Origin of the sequence: Rhizobium phaseoli, assembly GCF_010668805.1 — a bacterium.
GTDB lineage: Bacteria > Pseudomonadota > Alphaproteobacteria > Rhizobiales > Rhizobiaceae > Rhizobium > Rhizobium phaseoli_A.
In genome coordinates this window covers 96,535-112,557 of record NZ_WUFT01000020.1, presented here as the reverse complement: position 1 = coordinate 112,557, position 16,023 = coordinate 96,535, and the positions used below count along the sequence as shown (strand labels likewise).

The following is a 16,023-nucleotide window of genomic DNA, read 5'->3' as shown; positions in this document are numbered from 1 at the left end:
CGCCACCTGGTCGCCATTGGTCTTCAGATGGCGGTCGATGCAATTGTAGGAGACGTTGGTCTGGCCGTCCTCGAACCACTTGATCGAGACCTTGCCGGTAAAGGACGTGTTCTTGACCTTGGTATAGTGCTTGAACCAGTCGATCCGTTTGCCGTGTTTGCCCCAGAATTTGTCGGGGTTCTCGACGCTTTCCTCGTACCATTTCAGGTACTTTTCCCGGTCTATGAATGCAAGGTCCCGGATAAGGCGAGGAACGGTGTAGCGTTCGAGGACCACGGTTTGACTCCTTATTAGTGGCTCCCAGAGGCGCATTTTCGTCCGATTGACGAGGATCTTGAATCCAGTTCTGTCCGATTCATATGTCGACGCAATGTCGGCTTGGATTGCAGCCGACCTCGACAGCTACATCATTTCGGGACGCCTGATCTGCGAACCGTCGAGGAACCGACTCAACCTGTAGGGTGAGATGTCTGTCATCGGGGTCTCGTTCATGACGATCTCGCTCGCCAGTCGGCCAGCGCCCGGTCCGATAGCAAACCCATGTCCGCTGAAGCCGGCGGCAATCACGTAACCAGGTAGCTGTTCCACTTTCGAAATAACCGGAACGAGGTCCGGAGAGGTATCGATGAGCCCTCCCCACGCGCGCTCGACCCTAATCCCTTTGAGCGCCGGGTACTCGCGTTCAAGGTTCTTCAAAGCGAGTTTGACAAGGTCCATGTCGGGCGCCGGATCCAGAATGCGGTGCTTTTCGAAGGGCGAGATCTCATCGTTTTCCCAACGGCCAATGGCATCTGGGCCACTCCAGAAGCTGCTCTTGAGGCGGTACTTGAGCTTCTTGCCGACCTTGCTGCGGTACATCTGGTAGAATTTGATTGCGTGTCGCATCCCCCGCGGAGTGATGTCGAGCGTACCACGTCCCGGTACGGCAATCGTGTAGGCGCCGTCTGTACGACGCCGCAACACGAAGTTTGAAGCCGAGAGGCATCCTGCTTGAATGACCTCGGGCGCGGGAGTTGTCTTAATTGCGGTCCCGGAGATGTTTGCGACCGGCAGCTCGATGCCATATCGATGTGAAAACCGGGAAGCCCATGCTCCGCCAGCGCAAACAACGGTGCTGGCTTTCACAAGTCCTCGCTCTGTCCACACGCCTGTCACCCGGCCGTTGGCAATGTCGAGGCCCCGAACTGCGCAGTTTTGGTGGAGCGACACGCCGTTTTCCTTCGCGGCGTCGGCGATGGCAGGCACAGCAAGGCTGGGCTCAGCTCTCCCATCCGTCGGAGACCAAACGCCGCCGACCCAGGACGATGTGCCGCCCGAAGCCCGCTCATTGGCCTCGGACGCACTGAGTATCTGGCTATGAAATCCTTGAACGCGTGCAGCCTGCCCCCACTTTTCCCAACGGGCGACATCCGACTCGCTCTTCGTACAGTAAAGTATCCCGCTTCGACGAAAGCCAAGATCGCGACCGATCTCGGTGCTCAGTTCTTCCCAGCGCCGCAGACTGAACATGGCAAGCGCAAGTTCAAAGAGGTCCCGGTTCTGCTGGCGGACCCATCCCCAGTTCCGGCTCGACTGCTCGCCACCGACGATGCCTTTTTCGAGCAGAGCAACGGATACCCCTTTGCGGGCGAGCTCATAGGCCGTGCAGGTACCCACGATCCCCGCCCCGATGACGACGACGTCGACCTGGGTTGGAAAAGAGGCGCTATCACTTACTTTCTGAACCTGGACCGGCATAGTCTCTATTCCTCTGGAATCGTGCTCCAGTCATCTCCGACAGGAACGATAAAGCTCAATAATCAGTCGTCGTGAACACAGAACATTCCGACGCTTGGCGGCGGCGATGACGCCCTCTGTTCCGCCGACTTGGCGTGCAGGTCAGCGGTCTCTTTTGGTGGCGCGCGACATGGTGTTTTTTCTCAGCTCTGATCACCGCGAACATCGAGCGCATCGCGCAGCCCGTCGCCGATGAAATTGAAGCTGGTTACAGCGATCGTTATGGCGGCGCCGGGAATGATCGCCAGCCACGGTGCGGTACCCAGATATTGCTGCGCGCCGTTGAGCATATTACCCCAGCTGGGCAGCGGCGGCTGGATTCCATAGCCGAGGAAGCTGATGTAGGCCTCCATCAGGATCGCCCGGGCAACAGTCAGGGTTGAAGCAACGATGATCGGACCGACGGCATTGGGAAGGATCTCGCGGAACATAATATGTGTTGCGCTCAGTCCCAGCATGCGGCCGGCCAGCACGAATTCCCGCTCGCGCAGGGATCGAACCTCGGCCTCGACAATGCGGGCAACCTCCATCCAGCTTGTGGCAGCGATGACGACGGTAATCATGATCGGGCTTGGCTTCAGCGCAGCCGCAAGGGCAAGCACGAGGAAGATGGACGGGAAGGAAAGGAAGCCATCCACGGCACGCATAAGCACCGTGCCGACCAAGCCACCCCTATATCCCGCCACCACGCCGACAAGGGTTCCGATCAGCGTCGACAACAGCATCGCCGAGAAACCCACCAGGAGCGAAATCCGGCCCGCCATGAACAACCGGGCGGCCAGGTCTCGTCCCAGCGGGTCGGTGCCCAGATAATGCTGGCCGCTCAGCGGCGGAGCGAAGCGTGCGCGCAGATCGATATAGAGCGAATCGTATGGCAATAGATGGGGTCCCAAAACGCATGCCAGCGTCAGGAGAGCGATCATCACTATGCCGATGAGGGCCAGATGGTGCTTCATGAAACGGTGCGCAGCTCGGCTGTTCCACCAGCGCTCCCGGGGCGAATTTGCGGCAATGGCAGTCATGATGGCTGACTCCTGATGAGCGTTCATGGCGCTTAACTCAGACGGATACGGGGATCAATGATGGCGACAACGATGTCGGCGGCAAGGTTGCTCACCACGACAAGGATCGCCGAGAACATGAGCAATCCCATAACCACCGGGTAGTCACTGTAGCCGAGGCTGTCGAGGAACAGGCGCCCCATGCCCGGCCAGGTAAACACCGTCTCGGTGACCAAAGCACCCGTCAGGACACTGGGAAGCTGCATCCCAAGGAGCGTGATCATCGGCAGGAGGGCATTGCCGACAACATGTTTCATCAGGATGCGGCGCTCGCTCAGGCCCTTGGCGCGGGCCGTTTTGATGAATTCCTGATTGATAACGTCGAGAGTAGCGGACCGCATGTAGCGACTCCAGATGGCCACATGCACTAGCGCGAGCACGACGCTGGGCAGAATGAGATGGTGGATATAGTTAAAAACGGACTCGTCGCCGATCGTGTACATGTTGCCGGCTGGCAGCCAGCCAAGTCTCAGCGAAAAGACGTAAATGCCGATCAGGCCGAACCAGAAAGTCGGGATCGAAAGGGCCACCATCGCACCGACTGTCGCCATGTAGTCGAAAATCGAATAACGCCTTATGGCGCCACGAACACCGATCCACGTTCCGATGGCGATCGCGATAACGGTGGACGATCCCATCAGCAACAGCGTTGCCATGAAGTGTCGTCCAATCACCTGGAGAACTGGGACGCCATCGCGGAAGGAATGGCCCCAGTCCCCTTTCAAAAGGCGCCAAGCCCAATCCAGATACTGAATCCACAGGGGACGGTTTAGGCCCAACTGCTCCGCCAGTCGGTTCAAGTCATCCTGGGTCATGCTCGCATCCAGCCCAAATTGCGCTAGGGGGCCGCCGGGAATCAGGTTGAGAACCACGAAGCCAATGACGGAAACGATCAGGAGCAGTACTAGGCTCTGAGCGAACCGGTTAAGTAGGAAGCTACGCATTGAGCTCTCCCTGTGATAGCGCCAATAGAGGCCGCCGCCGCGACGCGCAGCGGCGGCGACGTTAGGTTAACTCAGCTCTTCCAGTGCCAGCCGGCAGCATGCCATGATGCCGTGCGCGTGTTCGTATTCGGTATCCAACCTTCAAGGCCTTCCTTCGTGCCAACCACATAGGTGGCGGCAAACAGCGGAAGGAAGGGAAGGTCCTGACGCACAATTTCCTGGATACGGTAGTAGATTTCACGACGTGCTTCCGGATCGAAGGTCTGGGCACCCTTCTTGAGCAGCGCATCCACTTCCGGATTGGAATACTGGCCGACGTTCGATCCCTTTCCACCCTTCGCGGCAATCGCGCTGCTGGCAAGGCGGTTGGTGGCGTCTGGGTCTGCGGCAATCAGATGGGTGACACCCGAGATCGCCGTGTCGAACTGTGACTTAAGCCAGAATTCGCCAAACATGACAGCGGCCGGCAAATTCGAGATGGTCATCTGGACGCCAATATCCGCGAATGTCTGCTGTAGGAACTGCTGCACCTGCTCGCGGAGATTGTTGCCAGATGTCGTCGAGTTGTTGAACGCCAGCTTCACTCCATTCTTCTCACGGATACCATCCGCCCCCGGTACCCAGCCGGCGTCGTCGAGGAGCTTGCGTGCGGCGTCAAGATTGAATTCCTGCGCCGGAAGGTTCGGATTGAAATAGTACGACTCCTTCGGCATGAAGGTTTCTGTGGTTGTGACCACGCCGAAATAGAGCGCGTCGATGATCGCCTTTCTGTCAATGGCGGCATAGAGTGCCTGGCGCACCGCTAGTTCCTTGAACTGCGGCCGCTCGAGATTGAGATAGAGCGACTCGACGGAGGCACCGGGCACCAAGCTGACCACACGGCCGGGCAATTTGCTGGCTTCGTCGTAGTGGTCGGGCGTAATGTACGCCTGGTCTGTGAGGTCGATGTCACCACTCTTGAACTGGGTGTAAAGCACCGTCTGGTCAGGAATGTATTTGAATATGACCTGTTCGAGATACGGGCCGTCCCCAAAATAATCCGGGTTCGCCGCCAGTTCGAGATGGTCGCCGGCGACACGCTGGCTCCACTTGAAAGCACCGGTACCAACGGGTGCCTGATTGAAGGCTGCTGCGTTCGGATCAGCTTCCTTCTCGAGAAGGTGCTTCGGCACGATAAAGGTTTCGGTGAGAAACGACAGGTAAGGCGCGAAAACCTGCTCCATGCGCCAGGTGATTTCAGTTGGCGAGACCACCGTGAGGTCACGCACCAGTGAATGGCCGCCCGTACGCCACGCGCGGAATTTCGGATTGGTGATCAGTTCAAGGGTGAACTTCACATCCTCAGCCGTAAAGGCCTGGCCGTCATGCCAGCGAACATCGTCACGCAGGCGGACGCGCCAGTTCAGGCCATCCTCGGAGATGCCGCCGTTCTTTTGCGTGGGCACTTCTGCCGCAAGATTGGGCTGGAGTACGCCGCCGGGATCCATGCGAAAGAGGGCGTCGAAGAGCGAGAAGTGTACCGCATCGTCCGTTTCGATATGAGGCATCAGCGGATTGAAGACGGTCGGTTCCTGTGAAAGCCCGACCACCACGCGACCCGCAGGTTTCTTGTCGGCAGCCAGGGCAAAGTCAGGCTTGCCAATCAGATTTGGAGCAACAAAGCAAGCAATCCCGCTTGCTGCCATCAAGCGCAGTGCGTCGCGCCGAGAATAGTCCGTTTTGGTCGTAGAATCTTTTGTCATTTTATTCCCTCTCTTTTGCTCATTAGGAAGTTACTGCCAGGAGGTAATTGAACTTTCTCAATTGTCTCTTCGGCTTTCTCCCGGAATTGCAGCCACAAGTTCACGCGTGTAATCCGATTGGGGTTTCAGGAAGATCTGAGACGGCGGGCCGCGCTCGACGACCCGGCCTTTCTGCATCACCGCAATTTCGTCACAGATCTGACTGGCGACACGAAGATCGTGGGTGATGAAGATCATTGATATGCCCGTTTCGCGCTGGATTTGGTCAAGCAGCTTGAGAATCTGGGCCTGGATCGACACGTCGAGCGCGGAGACTGCCTCGTCTGCAATGAGCAGCTTGGGCTTGAACATCAGAGCCCGAGCAATGCCGATGCGCTGGCGCTGCCCGCCCGAGAATTCGTGCGGGTAACGGCCGAAGGCGCCGGCATCGAGACCGACGTGGGAAAGCAAAGCCCGAGCCTCTTCGCGCGCCTGTGCGTAAGGCATACCATGTGCGACGGGCCCGACGGTCAGTATCTGACCGATTGTGGAACGCGGATTGAGCGAGGCAAAGGGATCCTGAAAGATCATCTGAATTCGAGGGCGCATCGGCCGAAACTCGGATTCCGAGAGCTTGACGATATCCTTACCCTCAAACAGGATCTGACCGCTGTCGCTATCCTGAAGCTTGATCAGGAGCCGTCCCAATGACGATTTTCCCGAGCCGCTTTCGCCGACAATGCCGAGGGTGCAGCCTGCAGCCAACGTGAATGACGCGTCCTGCACCGCAGGCACGACACGCTGGCTGCCGAACAGGGCGCTGCCGCTGCGGTAGGTCTTGCACAGTCCACGGACCGTCAGGATGGTCTCGTCGCTTGTCTGCGCATGGAGCTTTCTGTCTTCGCCGGTGAGGCGCGGAACAGCCGCGATCAGGCGCTGGGTATAGGGATGGCTGGGGGATTTGAGAACCTGATCGGCGCTCCCCTGCTCGACGATCCGCCCTTTCTCCATCACCACCACGCTGTCGGCAATTTCGGCCACGACGCCGAAGTCGTGGGTGATAAACATGACGCTCATATCCTTGCGCCGCTGAATGTCACGGATGAGCTTCAGGATTTGCGCTTGGGTGGTTACGTCGAGCGCTGTCGTTGGTTCGTCTGCGATCAGAACGGTCGGCTCGAGGGCCAGCGCCATCGCGATCATGACCCGCTGGCGCTGTCCGCCAGAAAGCCGGAACGGGTACTGGTGGTACATGAGTTCTGGGTCGGGGAGGCCGACTTCGGTTAGCAACTCGAGAGCGCGGTAACGACGCGAGGCTTTCGTACCCACTCCATGGGCCGCCATCACTTCGGTAACCTGTTCGCCGACCGTCATCAGCGGGTTAAGCGCCGAAAGCGGATCCTGAAAAATCATGGACACGACACGGCCACGCAGCTGGCGCAGCTTTTTTGCCGGCGCGCCGACGATGGTCGTTCCATCGAGATTGATCGCGCCCGACGAGACTGGAATTATCTTGGGCAAGAGCCCCATGATCGTGTTTGCCGTTACCGACTTGCCCGACCCAGACTCACCGATAATGCAAAGGATCTGACCACGCTTGAGGTCGAACGAGACGTTTTCGACGGCATGAGCCCGCTCCATGCCTTTCGGCAAGTCGACTGTCAGGGCACGCACAGAAAGCGCTGCGTCGCCTGATGTAGCAGCCTCTGTCATAACGGCCATCGGTCTAGCTCCCTTATCTATGCAGCTTCTCGTTTGAAATTTTGTCGCCGATTTATGCATGCTGCCGCATAGTCCCGTCGAGCAGGCGCACAGCTCCTGAACTCGGCACCATTCGCTACCAATCGGCGTTGGTTCGATGATCAATATAAGATTGGTCTTGCCATTGGTGTCAATATAGATCAAATTGGTTTCACAAAATATTTCTCGTGGAGGTCACATGAGCGTGGTGTTGAAGGACTTCATTGAGGCGGAAGGTCTGGAACCAGGCGATCGCCTGCCTCCCGAGCGTGACTTGGCGCTGAAACTCGGGCTGCCGCGTACCGCCCTCAGAAGGATGCTCAGTTCGTTGGAGAAGGAAGGCCGCCTTATCAGGCACGTTGGCAGAGGCACCTTTATCGCCGGCAGCGGCGTAAGCTCCAGCGCCCTTCGCCGGCCGGCAACCAATGAGGGAGACACATTGCGCACCTATCCGGCGGAAGTGTTTGAGGCTCGGCTGATCATTGAACCCAAGATTGCTGCCTTGGCAGCGCTACGGGCGACGAGGCAGGAAGTCGAAGAAATGCAGAAATCAATCGCACGAGGCAGCACGTCGGAAACACTGGTTGAATTCGAGAAATGGGACGCCGTTTTTCATCGCATCATCGTCCAAGCCGCTCGTAACGGTCTTCTTGCCTCGCTCTATGAAGGCATTCACGCAGTACGGGCGGGAAACCTCTGGGGGAAAATGAAAGAGCAATCGCTGACATCTGAGCGCATGGCGACCTATATCGTCAGCCATCAGGCGATTCTTGATGCAATCAAAGACCGCGACAGCAGAGAGGCTGAGCGAAACATGTACGACCATATCATCGAAGCCAGAGCAAACATACTAGGCCCCAGCATCTGAACTTGGTCTGAGCGATTGGTATCAAAGCACGTTGTCGCGTTGTCCGCTGCGGCCCTTTCGGCTGCGATCTCCACCATGTCGCTCATCTCGCCCCACTATCTCACGTAGCGGAGCAGCCTCAGGTGTTGAGCAGACTGCGCGCTTCAGGGACCAAACTGCCGTCGAAGCCAGGAGAGGAAGTTTCGTTTCCTAGCATCGCCTTCGAACGGGAGGCGGCTCAAAAGGATGTAGCTGTATCCGTTGCCGGAGAATCCCCGCGGCGCCACCAATTGCCCACTTTCTACAGCATCGGCTACCAACGGCTCTGGACCGATTGCAGCACCTAAGCCAGCGATTGCCGCCTCGATACTTAGATAGAAATGTTCGAAGACCTGGTTGCCGGGGGAATTTGAATCTCCAATCTGGTTATCCGCGATGTACCGCGACCATGCATCTCGACGCGTAGCCGAATGAATGCGAGGCAAGGAGAGAATATCATCGCTGCCGGGAACCAACAGGCGGGGCGCACATACGGGGCCGACCCGCTCTTCGACCACCGTTTCCATAAAGATTTCCGGAGGCCAGGAAAAATCGCTTCTCCGCAATGCCAAATCGATATGGCTCCTGTCAAAGCTCACCGGACCGCCAGCGGCCAATACATGAACCTCGACATCCGGATGAAGTGCATTGAATTGCGGGAGGCGAGGGATCAGCCAGCGCTGCGTGAATGTCGGTTCGCACGAGACCACCAACGGTGCCGAGCCGCCACCTCTTATTTCGTCGCAACAATCGCCGATCTGGCGGAGCACCTCACTCATCGTAACAAGCAGGCGTCTCCCCCCCTCCGTGAGGAAAACGGCCCTGTTTCTTCGTTCGAAAAGGGCCACTCCCAGATCTTCCTCAAGCACACGGATCTGCTTGCTGACGGCGCTGTGCGTCACAAACAATTCATCACCGGCGCGCCCGAAATTCAAATGACGTGCAGCGGATTCGAAGACTCTCAGTGCGGATAATGAAGGGAATCGTGCGGCCATATCTGTGACTTGAAGTTACGGATTTCTGTCAGAATTCATCGTTTTTTCGTCAGAAGCAATAGCGCTAACATCCTCGTCGTCACAAAAAAGCCGACGAGACAGCGATGTTGAAGGTAGGAATTCTAGCCGATGATCTGACTAGTGCAACGGATGGCGCCGCGCCATTCGTGAGCATGGGGCACAGATGCGTTGTCTTTACGGATCATCGGGGATCGCCTCCGGAAAATGTCGCGATTGTCTCGGTGAATAAGGTAAGCCGCGCAGCATCCGTTGAGGACGCCGTCGATCGGGCGACCCAGGTGGCAAAAAGCCTGATGTCCGCAGATATTCTTTACAATACCGTCGATTCCACCATTCGGGGCCACCTCGGAGCTGAAATAATGGCTGCGCTCGCGGCCTCCGGTCGGGCTGTTGCAATTGTCGCTCCGGCTTTCCCGGGAGGTGGGAGGACCACTGAAGGAGGGCGTCAGCTTCTTCGTGGGATGCCGGTGGAGAACACAGAATTCGCAAAGGACCCGCTTCACCCCATAACCGACTCGCATCTTCGCCCTCTGTTTCGAGGTATCCCAGACGCGGAAGTGCGTTTTCTCGGGCTTGCCGAAATCCGAGCATTGAAGTCCGGCGAACTTATCGCGGATGGTCGGAAATTGCTGATAGCCGATGCGGCAATTCAGGAAGATCTGGCCCTGCTGGTGAAATCGGCGGCGGATCCGAAGTCCATCCTTTGGTGCGGGTCTCCGGGACTGGCGACCGCGTTGGCAGACTATGTCGGTTGGGCTGATGACATCGCACTGTCGACCGCCCCGGCACCGCTGAACCTCTTCGTCATCGGCAGTATCAATCCGCTGAACCGTGAGCAATGCTCAAGGCTGATAGGCACTGGCAATGTCCAGCAGATCACGGTCAACGCCGAAGAGGCATCTCGCTCTCCCGTTCTCGCGGCCCAAAGCGCCCTTGCGCAATACAGCCAATCTGTATCCAGCGGAGATGTCATTCTAACCACATCTGAGGGTGGAACGTCGGCTCAGCCTAGGTCCGTCGCGATGGCTCTTGGCCAGGCAGTGCGCGCGATTATGGACCTTCATCCCGTGACCGGGCTCTTCTTGACAGGCGGCGACACTGCCGAATCCGTGTTGAGAGAACTTGAGATTGGTTCGCTGGATCTTCTGGGCGAGATCGAGCCCGGAATTCCGATCGGCCGCACGACCGGATCGCATCCTATTCACATCATCACAAAGGCAGGCGGCTTCGGTTCGTCGAATGTTCTGCTGAAATCAGCCGAGTTGCTTCGGGGCCTTTGGCTTGGAGATAAGAAATGAAGAAGCCAATTGGAATAACAATGGGCGATCCCTGCGGGATCGGCCCTGAAATCGTCGCTCGCGTTTTCGCGGACGGACTGCCTGAGCAAGCGGTGGTGATTGGTGACGCCAAGGTGATGGAACGTGCTATCCGAGCCCTTGACCTTGCTCTCCAGGTGCAGCCCATCGCGTCAGTCAATGACGCTGTCTCAGATACAAAACTCATACCCGTTCTCAACGTTTCCAACCTACCGGACGATTTGCCGATCGGCCAGGTGGACGCTCGCGCTGGCCGTGCCAGCTACGACTATGTCGTGAGAGCGGTCGACGAAGCGCTGGCAGGTAACATCGGGGCAATCGTTACCGCGCCGATTAACAAGGAAGCAATGAAGATGGGCGGGCTCAATTATCCCGGGCATACCGAAATTCTTGCAGAACGGTCAGGGACCGACCAGTTTGCGATGATGCTGGCAAACGACGAATTGCGTGTGATCCTGGTTACGATCCACGTCTCGTTGCGTGATGCCATCAACCTCGTGACGCAGGATTCCGTCCTTAGAACGATCGAATTGGCGCACAGGGCAAGCAAGGCCTATGGCATTACTTCTCCCCGCGTTGCCGTCGCCGGCCTCAACCCCCATGCCGGGGAAAACGGCATGTTCGGTCGGGAGGATCTCGACATTATCGCGCCAGCCATCAGCCGAGCTCAGGAGCGCGGAATAAACGCATCCGGTCCGTGGCCCGGAGACACAATTTTCATGCGAGCCCGCAAAGGCGAGTTCGACATCGTCGTTGCGCAATATCACGATCAGGGCCTCATTCCGGTCAAGTATCTCGGCATTGACAACGGCGTCAATGTCACCATCGGCCTGCCCTTCATCCGTACCAGCGTCGATCACGGCACCGCATTCGACATCGCGGGCCAAGGTACGGCCGACCATTCCTCACTTCGCTACGCCTTCGATCAGGCGCTGCTTCTCAACGCAATCTAGGAGCGCTTTCGATGCCCCAGACTTCTCCCGACTTCATATTTATGTTGACCAACCAGGACCGCACCGTTGCCGACGCGGCCGAGCGCCTCCAGGATGTGCTTGCCGCCGGCATCAGACATGTGGGGTTCAAGGATATTGGCCTGCCATTCGATAAACTCTTGGGCCTTGCTTCGGCAATCAAGGCGGCGGGTGCCACGCTCTATCTCGAAGTGGTCAGCCTCGACGAGGAGAGCGAGCGACGATCCGCGCAGGCCGCGGTCGACCTTGGCGTCGACATTTTGATGGGTGGCACTCGACCGCATGTCGTTCTCCCAGTTATTGCTGGCCGAAACATCGGGTACTATCCGTTCCCCGGCAAGATTGTCGGTCATCCAAGCAAGCTCGAAGGGACGATCGAGACAATTGTGGAAAGTGCCCGGCATTTGACGGCGATCAACGGTGTCAGCGGTCTCGATCTGCTCGCCTATCGCTTCGGCGGCGATGTCGAAGCGCTGATGGCGCGGGTGTGCGAGGCCGTGGCCAAGCCTGTGGTTGTTGCCGGATCGATCGACAGCCCTGAAAGGAGATCGCCCGCTCGACGAACAAGCGGATAGCCGGAAACTCCAATGCGTCGGCGGCGGTGAGACCAGCCGCCGGAGGTGGCATATCCAGAGATGGAAGCCTGTAGACACTCTCCCCCTCGACCCGCAACGCCTCGCGACTGGTGGCAACGATACCGATCTCCGGTGCTTCACGGAGCAACGTTTCTGCAAGCCGGGCCGCGCCGTCGAGGACCAGTTCGCAGCTGTCGAACACGAGCAGCATACGCTTATCACGAAGGTGCGCGCCCAGATGCATGGTGGGATCATGGGACGTGTCGTTCAGACGGAGCTGCGAAGCCAGCATGAAGGGCAGTGCTTGGGGGTTCGAAATCGGTGCCAAGTCCAGAAAACACAAGCCGTGCTCGTACGATGATGCCAGGCGCTCTGCCACGCTGAGGCCTACGGTGGTCTTTCCTATCCCACCTGGTCCTACTATGGTTACAAGACGGAACCGTTGGAAGCGCCCTTCGACAACCCTGATCGCCTGTTCCCGCCCGATGGGCTGCGTCAGCAGTCTTGGCAGATTGTTCGGTGCAGCCGTTACGGTTGTCGCGGTGTCACCTTGAGCACGTGAAAGAGGAGCGATGAAGCGATAGCCTCGTGAAGGCACGGCGGCGATGTATCGCGCAGCGGCATGATCGTCACCGAGCACTTTTCGGAGCAAGGCAATCTGCGCTCTGAGATTTGACTCTTCGACTGTGGCTCCAGGCCAGGCCCGCGATATCAGTTCGTCCTTCGTTACGAGCTCGCCCGCGCGTTCCGTCAATGCGATAAGGATTTCGAGCGCTCGCGAACCGATGGTGACAGGTTCATCGCCTTTGAGTAGAAGATGACGCGCAGGATAGAGGAAGAAGGACCCAAATATTGTTGCCAGCTCTATGGTAGCGATTGCCGTCAGGTCAGCCTGCCCTTGCATTCAATACCTTCCTTTGCGGCTATTCTTTTATGCGGAAAGTACTTTACGGCGTCAGCCATTGTGGCTCAAGTACCGATGTCTAATCCAGTGCGCGACGCGCTAATGCGCCACAACCGCTCGGCTCTCTCTGGGTCGATGGCATACGGGCGCACTCCGAACCTCTCTTCGGGCTCCACGGACGCAACATCGCAGTTTTCACAGTAGACGCCCCCTGTGGCCTCGAGCGCGGGAGCAGTTGCGCACCACACTGTCGTTGCCGCTCCTTGTTCGGCGGTCTTCTTGTCGTTTGCCGGATCGATTACCGGCGTCCCATCCTGGGCCAGAGCGCCAACTGCATCGAACTCGGCCCTCGTCAGATGGCGAATTCCTGGGGTGACAATCATTCCCGGGTGTGCGGAGAAGGCGCGGACCCCATGACCGCGGCCGCGCTGGTCGAGCGCGACTGCGAAGAGCGCGTTAGCGGTTTTCGATTGAGCATAAGCCATCCACTTGTCGTACGGTCGTCGCACGAAATCGAGATCGTCGAAATCGACCTCGCACAGCTGGTGAGCGCGCGATGAAAGGATGACGACCCTGGATTTCCCTGCCGCAAGCAAAGCCGGCCAAAGCAACGCCGTCAGGTGAAAGTGTCCGAGGTAATTGACCGAGAAGTGGCGCTCACGGCCGTGCTGGTCGCGCGACAGCGGCTGCGCAATGACGCCCGCGTTAAGGACCAGGAGATCAAGGCTGCGACGACGCTCAAGGAACGCGTTCGCGAAAACTTTGATAGAGCCGAGGTTCGACAGGTCAATGGGCCAGACATCTACTCCTTTAATGCCCCTCAAAGCGGCTCTGGCAGCGACGGGGTCAATAGCCGGAACGCATACTTGGGCGCCCGATGATGCAAACGCTCGGACAGACTCGAGACCGAGGCCGGAAGAACCGCCGGTTACCAACGCAACCCGCCCGGTAAGGTCCACGTGGCGAATGACTTCGGCCCCAGTCACAGCGGCATCGATCCGTGTGTGGAGCAGCGTCTGAGTTTCGTACATCGCACTTCTCCAGAACCTATTGGTGGACCGAAACAGGCTTCGTCGGAGACTTCACCGGCGGTATGATGCGGGGAGCTCTACAGACGTTTCTTGTATAGCAGCAGTCCGAAATTTTCGATCTGCCTAACTCGGCAAGAAGTCAGATTGGCCCAACGGGGATTGCCTCAGATTCAAGCCGCCACGGAAAAACGTGAAGCTCTTCGCCTTGAAAGGACTCGAACCGGCGGCCTGTTGTTGCGAAAGCCCTTTTGTTCGCAAAGGCGCCGACAGGAGATGTTGCGGTACAAATTTTGGCTGAACAGCAAATCGACGATGTCGCGATAGGGTCAGGTGCACCGGTTGATTTGCACCGGAGTTCGCATCCTTGGATTCCCGTTCGATGCAACGACTTTTACCGCCTTAGCGAGCGATCGAGTGCGTACATGTTGCAGACCTGATGCTGCGGCGGCGGCAGGCCTTTAGCATGCTGACTACGGAGCCGGGGCCGCACATCGCACCTTACCACGACCGGCAGATTGTCATCCTCGATCGCGACGCATGCGCCGATTGGCTCGATGCGACCGTTTCTGCAAAGTCTTTGATCAAGCCGCTCCCTGTTGGAACGCTATCGGTGGAGCAGGTTGACTGAACAGCAATGCCGATGCCCATCTCCAGGCCACTGCATCCGGGAAAGTTCTAGCTATCTCAGAGCCTCGCCTGCGCTTCAATTGCTGTTTTGTCGATTACGGAGAAAACCTCGGCAATCTTGCCCTTCCTCAGAGCGTAAAAGGCGTGCTCATGGAAGACGACGCGCTTGCCATGGACAGGCACGCCAAGAAATTCGTTGATCGGCGCGCAGTCGAATCGAATCCGGGACGCAACATGGCTTTCATTCGCTACGACGAAATCGACGTGGAAATAGAGGTCGGGAATTTCGCGGCAGTTCTCTTCCAGCATTGCTCGGTAGCCATCCACCCCGAGCAGGCGGCCGTTGTGAACCACATCGTCCGCCACGAATTCGCCCAGCCCTTTCCAGGCGCGGGCATTCAAGCAGGCAATATATCGCTCGTACATGATCGTCGCTGCTCGTTCGTGTGATGAAGCGTCCATGTTAAGTCTTCCGATCGTTCGCCATCAGGAGTGGAAACGGCGCGAGGTGCAGGTCAGGAAAGAAAGAAGTCCTGACCCGCTATCGGCAGGCCGACCGCCTTTCGAGGATAACGATGACTGACCGGCTGTGCAATTGATCGGCTTGAAGGGATACGAACTGGCGGCCTGTTGTTGCGAAAGCCCTTGTGTTCGCAAAAGCGCCGACAGGAGATGTTGCGGTACAAATTTTGGCTGAGCCGCCAGTCGACGAATGTCGGGAACTCTCGATCCCGATGCGTGGCCAGTTCCTATTGATCCATTTCCCAACTCTGAGAAGTCTGCCTCCGGGGACTCAGCCGCGGCTGGCGGCGATCAGGGCGTGTGCCGCATCGCGAAGCAAACCGGTCGCCTCGCCGGGTTCGAAAACCTGCATGCTGACAAAGGCGCCGTTGATCAGCACCGCGAGTTGCCCAGCAAGCCGGTCGGGTGCCGCGACCGCCAGTCTCCCGGCGATGGTCTTCAGGCGGCGCCGCATTTCATGCATGTGGGCTTCGGCGACTTTGCGGGCGGGGTGGCCGGCCTCCGGAAACTCGGCCGCCGTGTTGATCTGCGGGCAGCCCCGGTAATTGTCCCGGCCGACCCGTTCGCCGATCCATTCGAAATGGGCGTCGAGTTCAGCCAAAGCGTCATCCGGGTGCTGTTCGGTTACCTGGTCCCAGGTGCTCCAGAAGTCCAGGTCTTCGCGCTTCAGGAAGGCCGCGACCAAATCGTCCTTCGTGCCGAAATGGCGGTAAAGGCTGGTTTTGGCGACACCGGATTTTTCAACCACCAGATCGACGCCGACGGCACGCACGCCGCGCCGGTAAAAGAGTTCCGATGCCGTCTCGAGAATTCTGTCCCGCACGTCGTTCACGGCTGGGGCGGGTGCGTTCACTGTGCTTTTCGTCATTCGCGTATCTCCAATTCAGTCACCCTAGCAGAAAGTGGATTGACGCGCTACAGACCTGTATGTTT

At 58.0% G+C, this 16,023-nt stretch carries 13 protein-coding genes and 3 pseudogenes; 5 read left to right on the top strand and 11 right to left on the bottom strand.

Features of this window, described 5'->3' with window-relative positions; all coding sequences use genetic code 11:
- The 6 genes from GR197_RS26040 to GR197_RS26015 form a co-directional block, all read right to left on the bottom strand.
- Positions 1 to 276: acetyl-coenzyme A synthetase N-terminal domain-containing protein (locus GR197_RS26040; protein ID WP_348643299.1), on the bottom strand; the 276-nt coding region annotated here is incomplete at its 3' end.
- Positions 277 to 402: 126 nt separating this feature from the next.
- Positions 403 to 1,737: an NAD(P)/FAD-dependent oxidoreductase gene (locus GR197_RS26035; protein WP_164014827.1), complete on the bottom strand. Its 1,335-nt coding sequence runs from the start codon at positions 1,735 to 1,737 to the stop codon at positions 403 to 405.
- A 182-nt stretch (positions 1,738 to 1,919) separates the two neighbouring features.
- The gene (locus GR197_RS26030) at positions 1,920 to 2,798 is read right to left on the bottom strand and encodes an ABC transporter permease (RefSeq protein WP_164014825.1); all 879 of its coding nucleotides are present in this window, start codon (positions 2,796 to 2,798) and stop codon (positions 1,920 to 1,922) included.
- A 32-nt stretch (positions 2,799 to 2,830) separates the two neighbouring features.
- Positions 2,831 to 3,781 (bottom strand): ABC transporter permease, encoded by a 951-nt coding sequence (locus GR197_RS26025; protein WP_164014823.1) that lies wholly within the window; start codon positions 3,779 to 3,781, stop codon positions 2,831 to 2,833.
- Between the two features lie 71 nt (positions 3,782 to 3,852).
- A complete protein-coding gene (locus GR197_RS26020; RefSeq protein WP_164014821.1) occupies positions 3,853 to 5,523 on the bottom strand; it encodes a peptide ABC transporter substrate-binding protein in 1,671 nt (556 codons plus the stop codon).
- A 57-nt stretch (positions 5,524 to 5,580) separates the two neighbouring features.
- Positions 5,581 to 7,224, bottom strand: a complete 1,644-nt coding sequence (locus GR197_RS26015; RefSeq protein WP_164014819.1) for an ABC transporter ATP-binding protein — start codon at positions 7,222 to 7,224, stop codon at positions 5,581 to 5,583.
- A 217-nt stretch (positions 7,225 to 7,441) separates the two neighbouring features.
- On the opposite strand from GR197_RS26015, the gene GR197_RS26010 reads away from it, so the two are divergent.
- Positions 7,442 to 8,110 (top strand): FadR/GntR family transcriptional regulator, encoded by a 669-nt coding sequence (locus GR197_RS26010; RefSeq protein ID WP_164014817.1) that lies wholly within the window; start codon positions 7,442 to 7,444, stop codon positions 8,108 to 8,110.
- 143 nt (positions 8,111 to 8,253) lie between these two features.
- Here GR197_RS26010 and GR197_RS26005 read toward each other — a convergent pair whose 3' ends face one another.
- The gene (locus tag GR197_RS26005; RefSeq protein ID WP_164014815.1) at positions 8,254 to 9,123 is read right to left on the bottom strand and encodes a LysR substrate-binding domain-containing protein; all 870 of its coding nucleotides are present in this window, start codon (positions 9,121 to 9,123) and stop codon (positions 8,254 to 8,256) included.
- A 104-nt stretch (positions 9,124 to 9,227) separates the two neighbouring features.
- On the opposite strand from GR197_RS26005, the gene GR197_RS26000 reads away from it, so the two are divergent.
- The 3 genes and pseudogenes from GR197_RS26000 to GR197_RS32890 all read left to right on the top strand — a co-directional run.
- Positions 9,228 to 10,442: a four-carbon acid sugar kinase family protein gene (locus GR197_RS26000; RefSeq protein ID WP_246724692.1), complete on the top strand. Its 1,215-nt coding sequence runs from the start codon at positions 9,228 to 9,230 to the stop codon at positions 10,440 to 10,442.
- Complete coding sequence (gene pdxA, locus GR197_RS25995; RefSeq protein ID WP_164014813.1) at positions 10,439 to 11,413, top strand: 4-hydroxythreonine-4-phosphate dehydrogenase PdxA; 975 nt, start codon at positions 10,439 to 10,441, stop codon at positions 11,411 to 11,413. Before GR197_RS26000 ends, pdxA begins: the two co-directional genes overlap by 4 nt.
- Before the next feature lie 11 nt (positions 11,414 to 11,424).
- Positions 11,425 to 11,997, top strand: a pseudogene (locus GR197_RS32890) (4-hydroxythreonine-4-phosphate dehydrogenase); the annotation flags it as partial.
- A 595-nt stretch (positions 11,998 to 12,592) separates the two neighbouring features.
- Here the strand turns inward: GR197_RS32890 and GR197_RS32885 are convergent.
- Positions 12,593 to 12,910, bottom strand: a pseudogene (locus tag GR197_RS32885) (winged helix-turn-helix domain-containing protein); the annotation flags it as partial.
- Positions 12,911 to 12,975: 65 nt separating this feature from the next.
- On the bottom strand, positions 12,976 to 13,941 hold the full coding sequence (locus GR197_RS25980; RefSeq protein ID WP_164014811.1) for an SDR family NAD(P)-dependent oxidoreductase: 966 nt from the start codon (positions 13,939 to 13,941) through the stop codon (positions 12,976 to 12,978).
- Between the two features lie 451 nt (positions 13,942 to 14,392).
- Here GR197_RS25980 and GR197_RS25975 point away from each other — a divergent pair.
- Positions 14,393 to 14,569 (top strand): annotated as a pseudogene (locus GR197_RS25975) (SOS response-associated peptidase family protein); the annotation flags it as partial.
- 56 nt (positions 14,570 to 14,625) lie between these two features.
- Here GR197_RS25975 and GR197_RS25970 read toward each other — a convergent pair.
- Entirely contained in the window at positions 14,626 to 15,030 is a 405-nt protein-coding gene (locus GR197_RS25970; RefSeq protein WP_141335742.1) for an ester cyclase, read from the bottom strand.
- Positions 15,031 to 15,361: 331 nt separating this feature from the next.
- Positions 15,362 to 15,958, bottom strand: a complete 597-nt coding sequence (locus GR197_RS25965) for a TetR/AcrR family transcriptional regulator (protein WP_164014809.1) — start codon at positions 15,956 to 15,958, stop codon at positions 15,362 to 15,364.
- Between the last annotated feature and the right edge of the window lie 65 nt (positions 15,959 to 16,023).

Coding starts and splice junctions, on each gene's coding strand:
- GR197_RS26010 (WP_164014817.1), top strand. CDS start 7,442: ATGAGCGTGGTGTTGAAGGACTTCATTGAGGCGGAAGGTCTGGAACCA.
- GR197_RS26000 (WP_246724692.1), top strand. CDS start 9,228: ATGTTGAAGGTAGGAATTCTAGCCGATGATCTGACTAGTGCAACGGAT.
- pdxA (WP_164014813.1), top strand. CDS start 10,439: ATGAAGAAGCCAATTGGAATAACAATGGGCGATCCCTGCGGGATCGGC.
- GR197_RS26015 (WP_164014819.1), bottom strand. CDS start 7,224: ATGGCCGTTATGACAGAGGCTGCTACATCAGGCGACGCAGCGCTTTCT.
- GR197_RS25965 (WP_164014809.1), bottom strand. CDS start 15,958: ATGACGAAAAGCACAGTGAACGCACCCGCCCCAGCCGTGAACGACGTG.
- GR197_RS25970 (WP_141335742.1), bottom strand. CDS start 15,030: ATGGACGCTTCATCACACGAACGAGCAGCGACGATCATGTACGAGCGA.
- GR197_RS26030 (WP_164014825.1), bottom strand. CDS start 2,798: ATGACTGCCATTGCCGCAAATTCGCCCCGGGAGCGCTGGTGGAACAGC.
- GR197_RS26005 (WP_164014815.1), bottom strand. CDS start 9,123: ATGGCCGCACGATTCCCTTCATTATCCGCACTGAGAGTCTTCGAATCC.
- GR197_RS26035 (WP_164014827.1), bottom strand. CDS start 1,737: ATGCCGGTCCAGGTTCAGAAAGTAAGTGATAGCGCCTCTTTTCCAACC.
- GR197_RS25980 (WP_164014811.1), bottom strand. CDS start 13,941: ATGTACGAAACTCAGACGCTGCTCCACACACGGATCGATGCCGCTGTG.
- GR197_RS26025 (WP_164014823.1), bottom strand. CDS start 3,781: ATGCGTAGCTTCCTACTTAACCGGTTCGCTCAGAGCCTAGTACTGCTC.
- GR197_RS26020 (WP_164014821.1), bottom strand. CDS start 5,523: ATGACAAAAGATTCTACGACCAAAACGGACTATTCTCGGCGCGACGCA.